Source organism: Methylococcus sp. ANG (assembly GCF_040730495.1).
GTDB lineage: Bacteria > Pseudomonadota > Gammaproteobacteria > Methylococcales > Methylococcaceae > Methylococcus.
In genome coordinates, this window is record NZ_CP160399.1 from 2,492,286 (window position 1) to 2,506,149 (window position 13,864).

Annotated in this window: 16 protein-coding genes; all 16 read right to left on the bottom strand. The window is 63.8% G+C overall.

The window, feature by feature from the left end:
- Positions 1-2 precede the first annotated feature (2 nt).
- The 16 genes from ABZN20_RS12135 to ltrA all read right to left on the bottom strand — a co-directional run bounded on the left by ABZN20_RS12135 (position 3) and on the right by ltrA (position 13,443).
- A complete protein-coding gene (locus tag ABZN20_RS12135) occupies positions 3-347 on the bottom strand; it encodes a hypothetical protein (protein WP_367025418.1) in 345 nt (114 codons plus the stop codon).
- Positions 341-619 (bottom strand): hypothetical protein, encoded by a 279-nt coding sequence (locus ABZN20_RS12140; RefSeq protein WP_367025419.1) that lies wholly within the window; start codon positions 617-619, stop codon positions 341-343. Before ABZN20_RS12140 ends, ABZN20_RS12135 begins: the two co-directional genes overlap by 7 nt.
- Positions 616-933, bottom strand: coding sequence for a hypothetical protein (locus ABZN20_RS12145; protein WP_367025420.1), 318 nt, complete (start codon positions 931-933; stop codon positions 616-618). The genes ABZN20_RS12140 and ABZN20_RS12145 overlap by 4 nt, the downstream gene beginning before the upstream one ends.
- Positions 923-3,718: a DUF927 domain-containing protein gene (locus ABZN20_RS12150; protein WP_367025421.1), complete on the bottom strand. Its 2,796-nt coding sequence runs from the start codon at positions 3,716-3,718 to the stop codon at positions 923-925. The genes ABZN20_RS12145 and ABZN20_RS12150 overlap by 11 nt, the downstream gene beginning before the upstream one ends.
- Positions 3,719-3,899: 181 nt before the next feature.
- The gene (locus ABZN20_RS12155) at positions 3,900-4,139 is read right to left on the bottom strand and encodes a hypothetical protein (RefSeq protein ID WP_367025422.1); all 240 of its coding nucleotides are present in this window, start codon (positions 4,137-4,139) and stop codon (positions 3,900-3,902) included.
- Positions 4,136-4,381, bottom strand: a complete 246-nt coding sequence (locus ABZN20_RS12160) for a helix-turn-helix domain-containing protein (protein WP_367025423.1) — start codon at positions 4,379-4,381, stop codon at positions 4,136-4,138. The genes ABZN20_RS12155 and ABZN20_RS12160 overlap by 4 nt, the downstream gene beginning before the upstream one ends.
- Positions 4,382-4,505: 124 nt before the next feature.
- Positions 4,506-4,964, bottom strand: coding sequence for a hypothetical protein (locus ABZN20_RS12165; protein ID WP_367025424.1), 459 nt, complete (start codon positions 4,962-4,964; stop codon positions 4,506-4,508).
- Between the two features lie 122 nt (positions 4,965-5,086).
- Entirely contained in the window at positions 5,087-5,419 is a 333-nt protein-coding gene (locus tag ABZN20_RS12170) for a DUF5615 family PIN-like protein (RefSeq protein ID WP_367025425.1), read from the bottom strand.
- On the bottom strand, positions 5,416-5,643 hold the full coding sequence (locus ABZN20_RS12175) for a DUF433 domain-containing protein (protein WP_367025426.1): 228 nt from the start codon (positions 5,641-5,643) through the stop codon (positions 5,416-5,418). The genes ABZN20_RS12170 and ABZN20_RS12175 overlap by 4 nt, the downstream gene beginning before the upstream one ends.
- Positions 5,640-6,836: a tyrosine-type recombinase/integrase gene (locus ABZN20_RS12180; protein WP_367025427.1), complete on the bottom strand. Its 1,197-nt coding sequence runs from the start codon at positions 6,834-6,836 to the stop codon at positions 5,640-5,642. Before ABZN20_RS12180 ends, ABZN20_RS12175 begins: the two co-directional genes overlap by 4 nt.
- 875 nt (positions 6,837-7,711) lie before the next feature.
- On the bottom strand, positions 7,712-8,467 hold the full coding sequence (gene istB, locus ABZN20_RS12185; protein WP_367025276.1) for an IS21-like element helper ATPase IstB: 756 nt from the start codon (positions 8,465-8,467) through the stop codon (positions 7,712-7,714).
- A gap of 26 nt (positions 8,468-8,493) precedes the next feature.
- Complete coding sequence (gene istA, locus ABZN20_RS12190) at positions 8,494-10,032, bottom strand: IS21 family transposase (protein WP_367025277.1); 1,539 nt, start codon at positions 10,030-10,032, stop codon at positions 8,494-8,496.
- 191 nt (positions 10,033-10,223) lie between these two features.
- Positions 10,224-10,364, bottom strand: coding sequence for a hypothetical protein (locus tag ABZN20_RS12195; RefSeq protein WP_367025428.1), 141 nt, complete (start codon positions 10,362-10,364; stop codon positions 10,224-10,226).
- Positions 10,357-11,628 (bottom strand): TolC family protein, encoded by a 1,272-nt coding sequence (locus ABZN20_RS12200; protein ID WP_423246445.1) that lies wholly within the window; start codon positions 11,626-11,628, stop codon positions 10,357-10,359. Before ABZN20_RS12200 ends, ABZN20_RS12195 begins: the two co-directional genes overlap by 8 nt.
- Before the next feature lie 120 nt (positions 11,629-11,748).
- Positions 11,749-11,952: a YHS domain-containing protein gene (locus ABZN20_RS12205; RefSeq protein WP_367025430.1), complete on the bottom strand. Its 204-nt coding sequence runs from the start codon at positions 11,950-11,952 to the stop codon at positions 11,749-11,751.
- A 162-nt stretch (positions 11,953-12,114) separates the two neighbouring features.
- Entirely contained in the window at positions 12,115-13,443 is a 1,329-nt protein-coding gene (gene ltrA, locus ABZN20_RS12210) for a group II intron reverse transcriptase/maturase (protein WP_367025431.1), read from the bottom strand.
- Positions 13,444-13,864 lie beyond the last annotated feature (421 nt).

Below are 13,864 nucleotides of genomic sequence, written 5' to 3' on the forward strand. Positions count from 1 at the left end.
GCTCACTCCTGCCCTTCGGTGGGTGGGTGCTCGGCCCGCCAGCATCGCCGCCGGCCGGCCGTCACGTCGAAGTCATGGAGCTGGCAACGCGCCATCCAGCGCCGTGCCGGCTTCAAGGCGAACCATCGGCAGCTACCGCACTTCCTCGGCTTCGCGGGTCGCTGGATCACATGGAACACAGGGGGTATCCAGATCGGCAAGGCTGCCAACTCATCCAGCCGCCGTCCGAATTCGCTCCAGTCCGCGTACCGTGGCGGTCTGGCCGCGATAGCGCCGCCGGGCAGCATACGTGCCTGCCATTCCGGGAACTCTCCCTGTAGCCGCCGCAAGCGGTCTGGCGTCAGCATGGCTTACCCCCTGTGCGCCGGATCGACCGGAAGAAAAATTTCCTCAACCGCACATGCGGCGATTTTGTACGGCTGACCTCGACGGCCGGCAGCTCGCAAGGAAACGGCGGCCGGACGAACGCGGCAAGGTCGGGGTGATCCTCGAACGCCTTGCGGTCGTGGTCCGTCATGGCGTCCAAGTGCCGGGATGCCACCGGGTCCAGGGTGATCTTGTGGCCTCGCCGCAGCAGATCGGCGTGGCGTTGTTTTCGGCGCTTCGCTCGTGTGGTCATCGGATCACCTCGCATGAGCCTAAGCGCTGGCCGTACCGCTGCCGCAGAGCGCCCATCAGTTCATCGGCGGAACACTCGCCGACGGCAACGCCGCCGCCCTGGCCCGCCTTCAGCCGGAACCGGATCACGGCCCGGCGGTTTCGTGCATTGCTCTCGGCTTCGATTTTTTTCGGGGTTACTGGGGTTACCAGGGTTACCGCCCCACCATCCGTGGCTTTCAGCGGTAACCCCTGATTTCTTGCTGGGGTTACCGGGGTTACCTCCTGGCTCGCGGCCTTCCACTCCAGGCGGGATAACAGCTCATCAAGGCTCATGGTCGCCCCCCACTTTTTCGGAAGCCAGCGGGTATAGCTTCACCACGCGACCACCGATTTTGTAGGCGCGCGCCCGCTTCCCATCCGCCCCGGCCGCCGGCAGCGCCCCAGCCTGCTCCAGCACGTCCAGCGCCTGCTTGAAGTCGAAGCCCTTCAGCGCTTCGCGCAGCCCGTCCGCCGTGAACAGATAGGTTCGCCCGCCGGGCCCGTCCTTCCACCAGCCGGCCCGATCACGGATCAAGGGATCATTACCGCCATCGGCGGATGAAAACCGGCCGTCGCCATGGCGGTCGATGAACGCCGAAACCTGCTCCAGCACTTGCCGGCGTTCGTCGTTACCCCTGCCGCGCGCGGATCGCCATAGCCGGAATCCCTCGGCGGCCGCCTCAATCGCCGCGCCTTCCGTCAGGCCAGTGACGCCGTACTCCCGCGCCAGCTCGCCGGCCAGCGCCAGCAAGGCGAACCGCGCAACCGCCCGCCTGTCTTGGCCTTCGCCGGGATCGCCCCAGATCGGCGCTACCTTGATTTGCTCCAGGAAGGCGCAGAAGTCGCGGTCGTCTCGGGTCAGCCGTTCCAGGAAGGCGCGGCCGGCATGGCCATGGTGAACCGCCGCCGCCCGCTTGATGGCGTCAGACAGCGCCGCGCCGGACTCGTAGCCGTGCAGATCGTCGAAGCAGCCGTACTCCCGCGCTGCCGGAACATCCAGCAACCGCACGCCCTGGCCCGCCTTGGCTCGGTGCCCACCCTCGGCCATCGTGGTGCCGATGGTTCGCTCGCCGCTGGACATGACCAGGCAGCGCCAGCGGACCACGCCCCGCGCGCCGCCGCTCCGGCTGGCCCGCTGTTTGCCCCGACCGTTACCCAAGGCGTAGACGATTGCGCCCACCTCTCGGGGATCGCATTCCGAGATTTCGTCCAGCGCCAGCAGGCCATCATTGAACAGCGCCGCCGCGCCTTCCATACCGTTCGCCGTGGCGCGCCAGCTCCGGCGGTAATTCGGCCCGCCCCAGACGGAACAGGCAGCCTCAAGCAAGGTGGTCTTTCCGGTAGACGAATCGCCAACGAAGTGCAGCCCGCCGGATTCGGCGTTGCACTTCGCCAGCAGCGGCCCGGCAAAAGCAGCGGACAGCGCCAGCATCAGCAAGGGGTTACCGGCGGCCCGCCCGGCAATCTCGGCCTGCCAACCGTCCAGCGTGCCGGCGGTGGTGTACTCGTCGTGCCCGCGCTCGCCGGATTGGAAGATCACCCCGGAAGCCGCCTGGCCGATCACGGTGTCCGGCAGCACGAACGACGATCCAGACCAGCCGGTTTGCAAGGCGCAGGTGACGCGCCGCTTCGGGGTTACCGCCTGCAAGTATTGCCCCAGAAGCCGGTGGGAACTGGGGTCGATCCGCACGCCCATCGCCAGCAGCTCGCCGCGCAGCTCCTCGCCCGATCCGCGTAGCAACTCCATCGGCATGGCCCATTCCCGCCAGCGGCCCAGGGTATTCTTGAACCGCAGCAAGAGGCCGAAATTGCCGTCGGCCGCGTCGTGGGTGATGGCCTCGACGTGCAGCGGTGAACATATCCATTGCTCGGTCAGCATCTGCGGGCCGTCGTCCTTGCCTCCCTTGATACCGAACAGCCACACGCCGGGGCGATACGGTCGGCCTCCGTGTTTGGTCCAGTCGTCCAGCGCCACGAATTTCGGGCGATCGTATTCGTCGGGAATGGTGGGCTTGTCGGTCGCGGTAACCCCGGTAACCTCATTCGATTTTTCGGGGTTACCGCTGGAAGCCGCGCCATCCGTGGGCGTAACCCCGGTAACCTCGGTAACCCCTGAATTCAACAATGTCCGAACGAATTCCAGCCCGCACGCCGTCGCCATGTCGTTGAAGTCAGTATGCCCTGGTGCCCGTTCGTATCCGAACTGCGGGACCGCTAGCACGCCGCCCACGGCTCTCGCCGCTGCCGCCGCATGCTCGTCGGGGCATCCGGTCGCTTTAACCAGATCGGCCAGAATGACCAGCTGCGCCGCCGGGTAGCGCTCCCGCATCTGCCGCGCCACGGCTTCCAGGTTTCCAGACGACAGCGCCGCCAGTACCGGCCAGCCGGTGGCCTGCCGCACGGATAGGACCGTCGCAATGCCTTCGCCGATGGCGATGATTTCGGCGTCCTCCGGGATCGGCTCGGGCGTCCAGCAGCCGCCGGCCTTCCGCCCTCCGGCAATGGCGGACTTCCGGCCTTGCTCGTCGATCAACTCACAGGTGGACAGCTCGCCTTCGACGGTGACCGGGGCAATCAGGATGCGCCCGGCCAGCGCCTCACCCCTCGATGCCGGCGCATAACCCAGGATGGCCTTAACCCGATCCAACGGCAGTTCCAGCAGCGCCGGAACCGGCTCGATGTTCTTACGGACCAGGTAGGGGTGATCGGCCGCGGCCGGGGCAGCCTCGGCGGCCAGCTTTCCCGCCTTGCGTGCGGCATCCTTCCGGCGCTTGGCTTCGTCAGCCTGGCGCTCCTTGCGGGCCTGCTCGACTTGCCGCTTGAACTCGGCCAGTTCCTCGGCGGTCCAGTCGCCGCCGGATCGGCCAGCCATCCAGTTGACGGAAAGATCGCTCGACCAGTCGCCAAACACGCCGCCCCGGCCATCGGGGAACAGCTTGCACCAGCCGGCATCATCGCCGTTGCGTTTACCAGCGCCGGGGAAGCGGTGCAGCTTGCCGGGTGTGATGTGGTCCGGTGGCTCCAGACCGGCGGCCTGGATGGCGTCGCGGAATTGCTCAAGGGGGTCAGAGGTCAGCATAGGCGCGCCTCCTTGCCTGCCGCCCACGGCTGGCCTAGACTTCCGCTTGAGCCGTCCCCAAAGCTCAGAACGCCCAGATGAAGCCCGCCGCCACGCGGGCTTTGTCGTCTCTTACGTTTCCACTTTCGTTTCGGCGTCCTCCGCCGGCCGGGTTTTTCTGGGTAGTCGTTGAAGGCTGGCATCATGCGGCCTCCTCCTCGCCGTACTCGGCTGCAAGCGCATCAAGCCGCGCCTCGGTATCGGCCGCGCCCATGTCTCCGAAAAGAAGCCAGCGCTGCGCGATCTCGTTCGCCTGTACTGCGAATACGTAAATCGCGCCGTCCTCGGTAATGCGGACATTCCCAAGGCCATACTTGGCCTTGAGGAGGTTACTGATTTTGCTGACCGGATACGCCGATCGGTTGAGGCATTCGCTGCTCATGCGGCCACCTCGCCGGAATGGGTGCGGGAATGCCGGGCCAGCCATTCTTTCAGGTCTCCGGCCTTGTAGCGGACAAGCCGCCCGCACTTGATGTACGGCAGGTTGTTGCGGCCGGTGGTGCGCCAGACGCTCAGCGTGGTGGGTTTAACGCCCACGGCTTCGGCGGCTTGGACGTCATTGAGGAGGGTTGAATCGGGAAGCGCGTCCAGGTCGAAGGGCGCGCCTTTTACAAGGTGGGTCATGGTATCGCCTCATGGTTGTTGGTGGGCGATACACATTCAATAGCATGGTTTTATGGCCCGCAAACTCAAAAGGCATGTGGCTTTTGAGTTTGCGTTATTCCTATTCTTGTTTTAGCGATCCGCGTCATTGGTCGTACTCTTCGCGGCATATTCGGTCGTGCTCCTCCAGCGCGTCCTTGTATTGCTTCCACATGCGCAAAACAGTGGATTCTGAGATACCTAACGACTTGGAAACAGTTTCCTTCGCCTCGTCTTGTTTCTTCCCAATATCAAGCTCAGATCGAAAAGCCTCACCCACTTCAAACAAATCGGCGTTAATTGTTTTACGCCTATGTCCGGCTGTTAAGTTCAGCTTTCGGCCCAATGTGGCAAGGCCCTTTTTCGCCCCGTCTTCTGACGCCGCCGCTTCGAACGCTTGAGCAAGGTATTCCGCCAGATCGGCGGGAAACCCTTTGCCCTGGCACTCCCTCAGATATTCAGCCGCTACGGTCAGTATTTGTACCGCTGCCTCGGGGTCTGATTCGGCCTTGCAAAGATTGTAACGAGGGTCGGAGAAGATGTAATCGTCGTGTATGTCGTCCATTCGCCTTCCTTCAAAGGCAGTCCTTCAAGATAGGAACCACGCCAGCGGGTGAAGGTGTCCCGCTTGTCGCCTGGCCGGGCTAGGCGTGGTTGAACTCGATGTTATCCGATCCTTGGAGACTGTCAGTAAATCTCGATGCAGGCTTTCCCGTCCGCCTGCAAGGCTTGTTCGATGGCTGCCCGGTGATTCAACAGCGCCGCAAGGGTCGCCGCTTTCGTCTGGTTACCGGCGCGCAGCCAGATCACCTTAGGCGGTTGCCCGTAAAGCGTGCTCAGCTCGTAGTAGTCGGAATCCCGAGTGACGATGACGTAGCCGTGATCGCGGGCGTATTCCCAGATTTCCCGGTCCGTGGCGCGCTCCATACCCAGCAGCGCCACTTGCTCGGTGCCGGGGTAATCGTTGATGAGAAAGGGAACGAGCCGCCGGGAAAGGTTCTCATCCAGCAGCAGCTTCATAGGGCCTTGAGGGATTCGATATGGCGCTCCCGATCCGCCGCGAAGCTCAGGCAGGCCAGCAAGTCATCACGCTCCAGCTCCGGGAAGTCGTCAAGGATTTCCTCTTGCGTCATGCCGGACGCCAGATTCTCCAGCACGTCGTAGACGGTGATCCGTAACCCCCGGATGCAAGGCTTTCCGCCCCGCTTGCCGGGCTCGATGGTGATGCGGTCCTGATAGTTCATGCTCTCGCCTTCTGCCGAATCGGGATGATTTGCGCCGGCTCCTTGATCCCGCCGGCCTCGAACATCGCCGCCGTGGCGGATTCCACGGACTGGCGCACAGGGTCAAGGTCCAGCCTGGCATAGATCGCCGTGGCCTGGTGGGTCTTGTGCCCCAGGCTCTTGCCGATGATGGCAAGGCTTGCCCCTTGGCGGGCCTGCCAGCTTCCCAGGGTTCGGCGCAGATCGTGAATGCGTAGATTCTCGATGCCGGCCGCCTTGAGCATGGCATCCCATGCCCTCTTAGGCTCCACCAGGTGCCCGGTTTTGCCCGGCCCTGGAAATACGAACGTCTCCCTGTGAACCGCCTCGGCCTTCCGTCGCTCCAGGATCGCCACGGCTTCCGGCGGGAGGGGGATGGTCTGCGGTAGGCCGTTCTTGGTCTTGGGGATCGTCCAAACAGCCCGCTCAAGGTTCACGTCCTGCCAGCGCATGGCCTGAAGATTCGAACGCCGCGCCCCGGTCAGGATCGCAAGAAGGAAGAAGTCACCCAAGGGCGACTCGGCCACGGCCTGGAAGAATCGCGGCAGCTCGTCGGGCTGAATGAACCGCTCGCGGCTCTGAATCAGGTATTCCTTGATGCGGGCGGCCGGGTTCGGCGCATCGGTCATGCCGACTTCGGCCGCGTAGTTGAACACGCTCGACACGATGCGCTTCACGTTGTTGGCTTGGGCCTTGGACTCGATGCCCTTGTGTATCCGCCGCAAGCGCTCAGCCGTCACACTGGAAAGCCGCTCGCCCAGGATGCCGGGCAGATACAGCCCCGCCACCTTGCGATAGTCCAGGATCGTTTTCGGGCTCAATGTCAGGCCGGCCCGGTTCCGCTTGTTCCGGATCAGGTGTTCCAGGGCTTCGCTGAATGTCGGCTCTTGCCGGATCGCCCGCTTCACTTCCGCCGGGTTGTGGCCTTTGGCTACGGCCCCGTTGACCTCGGCCGCCATCTTGCGGGCCTGCTCGATGGTCATTGCCGGGAACCTGCCCAGCGTGACACGCTCCACCTTGCCGCCAATGCGCCGCATCAGGCAAAACGACTTCGCACCGGTATCGGTCACTCTGAGCTGCAAGCCAGGGGTTGCCGGGTCGTGGATCGTGGTACGGGTTCCCGCCGGGGCAGAAGGCAGGCTTTCGATGCCGCGTTTCGTGAATGGATTCGCCATGTCGTTTCTCTCGGGGCTACGCCGGGGCTACACCGGGGCTACATTTTGGGTAAATGTCGGTATGTCTTGGTGTGGGTAGTGTAGGCGTATCCGATTGAATCGTAAAGGTTAGTGCGTGTCGGTAAAAGTACGTAAAACCCGTGATTTCTATTTTGTAATCAGCCGGTCGCGGGTTCGAATCCTGTCACCAGCTCCATAAAATCAAAGCCTTACTGAAAGACGGCGGAAATCTCGAAATCGTTTTCACCCTATTTGCACCCTCCGGCAGAAATTGCCATCTCTCCCAAGGGTGAAAATCCATCGTCCAGGGTGAAAAGCTGGGGTGAAAAGCGCTCCCGAACTCCTCATCCGCCATCCGGTGCGCCATGGTGACGTCGAGGATCCGATGCTCATTGCCGACGTAGCCGGGCATCCTGGTGGTACGCCGTCCGCTCGGTCATCCCAGAAGGTGCTCAAAAAATGCAGAAGGCGCCCAACAAAAAACGTGGGCATCTTCTGGGGGTGATGAGCACCTTCTGCAATCTGGACGATGGCGGCCGCTGGACCGGTTCTCCCCCGGTGGGGTAAAGCTCGATGGCTGGGCGACATTCTCAGATGGGCGAGGGGTTGGATTTGAAATCGCACCCCGGGTGCCGGGCGACACGGGCGACGGGGCGACATTCTCCACGTGCGGGTGATGGGCGACTTGTCCATCCGCCATTGGCGAGCGGACGCCAGGCGTGGGCATGCTGATTTTTGAAATCGCGCACTCTGCCCACTGCCAAAACTGCCAAAAGGGCCTGGTGGTGGGAACCCTGCGCATTCCGGCGAACGTGACCGTTGATTCCGGTGATCGTGACCGCCGGGGATCTCATGCCGCGCTGGAGGTTGGTTTTTTACTTGGACCGGTCACGTTGGGTCAAGCCGGCGGTGGTTTTGCGCATCGACTCGCCGGTCAGGGGTAGCCGGTGGGCGTTGTGCAGGAGGCGGTCGAGGATGGCATCGGCGAGGGTGGGCTCGCCGAGGTAGTCGTGCCAGTGCTCGACCGGCAGCTGGCTGGCGATGAGGGTGGAGCGCAGGCCGTGGCGGTCTTCGATCAACTCCATGAGGTCGTTGCGCTGAGAGGCGGTGAGCGGCTGGATGCCCCAGTCGTCGAGGATGAGCAGGTCGGTGCGGGCGAGCTGGTTCATGAGCCGGGAATAGGAGCCGTCGCCGCGGGCGACGGCGAGCTGTTCGAGCAGCCGAGGCAGGCGCAGGTAACGGACGGCTAGTCCCTGGCGGCAGGCCTGATTGCCGAGGGCGCAGGCGAGATAGGTCTTGCCGGTGCCGGTGGGGCCGGTGAGGCAGAGATTGTGATGGGCGCGCAGCCAAGAGCCTTCGGCGAGCGCGGCCATTGGGGGACGATGCAGGCCGCGGGGGTGGCGATAGTCGATATCCTCGATGCAGGCGGCAAGGCGCAGCTTGGCGTCCTTGAGCAAACGGCTGAGGCGGCGGTTGTCGCGGTAGAGCAGCTCCCGGTCGACGAGCAGCGCGAAGCGCTCGTCGAAGGAGAGATCGTGGGTGGCGGGCTGTTCGAGCTGTTGTTCGAAGGCCTCGCGCATGCCGGTGAGGCGCAGGGTGTGGAGCTTGTCCAGGGTTTGCTGGGTGAGCATGGTTTTGTCTCCTGTTGTAACGGGTTTCAGTTGTAGTAGTCGGGACCGCGCACGTTGCCGTGGGCCGGCAGCGCCGCGGCGGTCTCGTCATGGGCCTCATGCGGCTGGCGGTCGAGCCCCTTGTCGAGGATGGAGCTGACGGAGCGATAGGACGGTGATTGGATGGCCAAGGCCCGCGCACAGGCCGCCTCCAGCCGCGCTCGGCTGTAGCGCCGAGCGAGATTGAGCAGGCCCAGGCAGGCGCGGTAGCCGTGCTCGGGATGGGGCCGGTTGTTGAGCTGGTGTTCGACCACGTGCAGCGTCGCTACGCCGATGTCTTTGGCCCAGTTCATGAAGCGCCCCGGTGACCACTGGCGGTGCTCGCGGTGGGACTTGGGCATGTGCTCGGGGAGGGTGGAGAAGCGGCCGGCGCCCTGGCGCGGGTGCGCGGCGACGCGGTGTCCCCGGTGCAGCACCTCGATGCTGGTGGCGGTGGCGCGCAGCTCCAGCACCTGGCCGACCAGCGCATGGGGCACGCTGTAGAGGCGACCGCCGAACTCGACGTGGTAGTCGATGCCGGGCTTGACCTGTTTCCACTCGGCGTACTCGTAAGGCACCAGCGGCAGGGGTTTGAGGGCCGGCCGGTCGAGGGACTCGAACAGGTCGCGGCGGCTGTCGGGCTGGCGCTGGAAGGGGCGGCCGTTGAGTGACTCCAGCAGCTCGTGTATGGCCTGGTTGAGGGCCGCCAGGGAGTGGAAGGTGCGATGGCGCAGCCGGGCCAGAATCCACCGTTCCACGACTTGCACGGCCACCTCCACCTTGGCCTTGTCCTTCGGCTGGTAAGGGCGCGCCGGCAGGATGGCGGCGCCGTAGTGGCGGGCCAGCTCGGCGTAGGTGGCGTTGGGCTCGGGGGCGTAGCGGCAGGGCTGGCTCACCGCCGCGCGCAGGTTGTCCGGCACCCACAGCGCGGGGGTGCCGCCGAAGTAGCGCAGGGCGCGCTGATGGGAGGCGATCCAGTCCGGCAGCGCCTGGGTCCAGGTGGCCTCGGCGTAGGTGTAGCTGGAGGCGCCGAGCACGGCGACGAACACCTGCGCCTGGCGCAGCTCGCCGGTGGCGGGGTCGATCACCGGAACGGTGGGGCCGCAGTAGTCGAGAAAGAGCTTCTCGCCGGCGTGGTGAACCTGGCGCATGCTGCGCCGCTGCTGGCCCTGCCAGAGCCGGTAACGGTGGCAGAACTGGCTGTAACGGTAAGCGGCCTCGCCGTGGGTCGCCACGTACTCGGCCCACAGCAGCTGCAGGGTCACCCCCTTGCGCTTGAGCTCGTGGTGAAGGCGCGGCAGGTCCGGCTCCACGAAGCGCGCCGGGGCCGTGGGGGCGGGGAACAGCAACCGCTCCAGGGCCGCCTCGTCCATCGCCCCGGGCAGCGGCCAAGCAACGCCCTTCGCCTGGGCGAGGCTCACGTACTTGCTGACCACGCCCTTGGAGACGCCCAGCGCCCGGGCGATCTTCTCGTGGCTGAGCTTCGCCTCGTGCTTGAGGCGCAGAATCTCGGTGATGTGTCGCATGGAACTCCTCTTTGCCGGCATGTCGCCCCCTTCGAAAGTAAAAGGGCGGCTCTATGCCTGTTGGGGTTGAGAAATTCCAGCGCGGCTGAGGTGATTCCGGGAACGTGACCGCGATTTCCGGCATCGTGACCACCGATTCCGGCCGGAAGGCCAAAATCGGTCACGATCAAACGGAATCGCCGGTCACGTTCACCCGGCATGGGCGGTCACGATCAAACGGAATCGGCGGTCACGTTGGGCCGGAATACGCAGCGAGGGCATCTGCGCTCTCCCCCTGGCTGGGCGTACCAGTAGCCGCCGCCTGCACCGACCAGCAGGGCGAGTATGCCCACGACCCAGATACCCTTATTCATGGATCGCCTCCTCGCCCACCGCGGCGGCCAGCCTCGCCAATGCCTGGTTGGCGGCGGAAACGACCTTCCAGTACTGGATCTCGTAGTTGTAAAGGGTGATCTGAGCCTGCACGAGATTCAGAAAATCCACCTTGTTGACCTGATAGCCGGCAAGCATGGACGCAACGGTTTGGCTGGCTTGGGGAATGATGCCGGTGTCGAACAAGATGGCCTGCTGCCGGGTCTGCTCGTAGTCGGCGCGCGCCGCCGTGATCTCCTTGCGCACCTGCGCCCAGGTGTCCTGCAGGGCGAAGGTCCGGCCCAGTAATTCCGAATGGCGCTGGTCCACGGCCTTGGACTGCTTGGTGCCGGCATAGACGGGCAGGTTCAATGAGAGCCCGAAGGTGGCGAAGTCGGCTCGCTGGCTGCCATCCGTGTTCTTGCCGCTGCGAAAGCCGTAGGCGGCCCCCAATTCGAAATTGGGATAATAGTCCTTCTCCGCCAGCGCCACGCGGGAACGCGCGGCGTCGATCCGGCTCCGCTGTTCGGCGAGGAGCGGCCGCACCGCTTCGGCCACGGGGTACAGTTTCGCCTCGGGGAATACGTCCGGCAGTCCTCTATCCACATCTCCCGGCAGTGGCACGTCGCTGTCCGCGGCGCGGTTGAGCAGGGCATTGAGGCGCGCCGCCTCGTTACGCCGCGCGCCCACCAGTTGCACTTCCAGGTCCAGCAACCGGGACAGTTCCACCTGGGCCAAGAGCACGTCCTGTTGCAGGCCCTGGCCGACCTTGTACTTGGTCGTGGCGATGTCGATAAACTGGCGCAGCAAGTCCTGATTGCTGCGCACGATCTGCAGCGCCCGATCGAGATAATAGAGCTGCCACCAACTGGCCTTGACGTCCCGAATGAGCCGCAGGCGGGTCTCGGCGACGCTGTCCGTGGCCGCCTCCGCCTCGTGGCCCGCCGCCTCCTCGCGCAGGGCGAGCTTGCCGGGAAAGGGAATCGCCTGACGGATGCCGACCTGCAGTTGGGTCATCGGCTCCTGGTTGAGCCGGAAAGTATCGGTCGGGAGATTCAAGGCGTTGAAGCTGAGCAGGGGATCGGGCAGCGTGCCTTCCTGGGAAGGCACGGCCGCCAGCGCCTCGGCGCGCGCCCGCATGTCGGCGAGCCCCGGGTTGTCCCGTACTGCCAAGTCGATTGCCGCCGCGAGGGTGAGTGCCCTTTGCGGAGGAGGCTTCGTGCTTCTCGCGAGTTCCTCGCCCCCCGCGGAATTCCAGAGTAGCAAGCCGAGGCATACCGTGACCCTCATGGCCCGAGCGCAGTGGATTTTCACGTCGATCCGTCCTTCCTGATTCGTTTCAAAGACGCGACTTCGCGTTGGTCTTCAGTCCAAGCATGACGAAGCTCATGACTCAGCCTGATCAGGGAAAAACCGTTCGGGGTTCGCTTCGAATTTGGCCAGACGGATTTCCGAGCACAGGTGAAATTCGCGGCCCTGGTGTCGTTTAACGTAGCCCTTGCCCGACTCGACTGCCATTCCGCAGACCGGATCGACAAACGGGCCCGTCTGCCTCGCGCGCATCCTCAGCGAGCCGCGGAACACGCGCATGAGGGTAGAGTCGAGATGTGGCGCGGTGGTCTAAGGCTCGGCCTATCTGTTGCCGCCCCTTTCGTCTGGCGGTGCCTCATTAGCCTGGCCATCACCCCGTTTCCACATCCCGCTCGTCAAACCGGACGTGCGGCTTTCCCGCATCCGGCTTTCTTTCGACCCTCAGGCCTTCGCATTCAGCAGGTCAGTACGCTTTAGCGGCAGTTGGTAGAGCCTCAAGGTTTCGTAGAGATACTCGTCGGGATACTGGCGATACCCCGTTCCCTTTTTTCCGCTCCGGCGCATCAACCAGATTCGCAGTCGTCGGTCCGTGTAGCCTTGCAGGTCTCGATAGATTTTCGTGACCGGTCCTTGATTGAAGTAGTTCGCCCAGCCGCGCAGCATGGGGTTGATTTCGGCAACCCGGCTTTCGACCGTGGTGGCGTTCCACCGTGACGACGTGGCGTCGTGGATACCCTGTTTTAGCCGTTTGATCGCTTTCTTGGACGGACGGGTTCCCCAGTAAGGGCGCCCATCCTTGCCATGGAACTCGCCGAATGTGTAACCGAGAAAGTCGAAGTGCTCACCCGGTAGCTTGACCAGCCGAGTCTTCTTCTCGTTGATCGTGAGTCCCAGCCGGGACATGATCTGGCGCATGGCCTCCATGGCCGCTTCCCCCCGCCCGTTCGGGCAGAGGATCACCAGGTCATCAGCGTAATTCACCACTTCCGCCCGGAGCCTTTGGCCGAAGCCCAACTTCTGCCAGGCCAGGAGAAAACGCCGGAAGTACAGATTACTCAGCAAGGGTGAGACAATCCCCCCTTGGGGCGTGCCTCGGTTCTTGTCCTTAGCTTCTGTGGTCCGTTTCTCGCTGCCTTCGCAGCGCTCGACCACAGGCACTTTCAGCCATTGTCGAATCACCGACAGCACCGTGCCATCGGCAATCCGCCGGCTGATGCAGCGCATCAGTTCGCCATGCGGAATGGTGTTGAAATAGTCGGACAAGTCCGCATCCACCACCTCCCGCTTCCCTCGTTGGGCAATGCCGAAGTGGGTCATCCTGATCGCCATCTTGGCGTCTAAGCCTGGCCGAAATCCATACTGCCGCGGCAACAGGTCCGCTTCGAAGATCGGGCCGATCACCAGCAGCATCGCCATCTGTACCACGCGATCCCGGATCGTCGGTATGCCCAAAGGACGCTGTCCGCCCTGGGCCTTGGGTATCCATACGCGCAGCAGGGGCTGAGGTCGGTATTCGCCCGCCATCAACTCCTGCCGCAATCTTTCCAGCCATCCGTCCACACCTTGGTCTTCGATCTGTTGGAAACTGATGTCGTCGTAGCCCGGCGCACCGCGATTGGCGCGGCAACGCCGATAAGCCACCCACAGCACATCGGTCCGGCAGACCTTGTCCCACAGGCTGTAGAAGCGGAAAGCCGGTTCTGCCTTGGCTTTCGCCTGCAATGAGGTCTGTAACGTCTGAACCGTACTACTCGAAGTTGCTAGACTCACGTCAATCCCCTGGTTCTTGTCACTTTCCCCATCTCGTTTCGAAACAGGGCGCCTTCGCTCTTCCGGCATTACCCGGCCTCAGCACTACTACGCGCCCATCCGCCATCCCCGCAGGCCGGCTCTATCCCTCACGGGATCGCCGTTGCCCGGTGCCGCCGGAAACCCGCGGGGACTTCCCTTGTTGCCCATCTGATCTCTCCCATGCGTGCTGCCACCACTACCCCGGTGGAATCTTTGGGTGCCCGTTTCGCTCTCTTCCCCAAAGACAACGGCCTTCCCCGGCATTATGGTGGGTCGGCTTCCACAACGGCATTTCGAGGCCTGCTCAGTGTTCACTCGCGTTACGGCCCGCATGGCCCGCTGGTCTCCCAAGGAGACCTTTTCTCGGAGTGCTTCAGCCCGTTCGTTACCTCCCGAACCG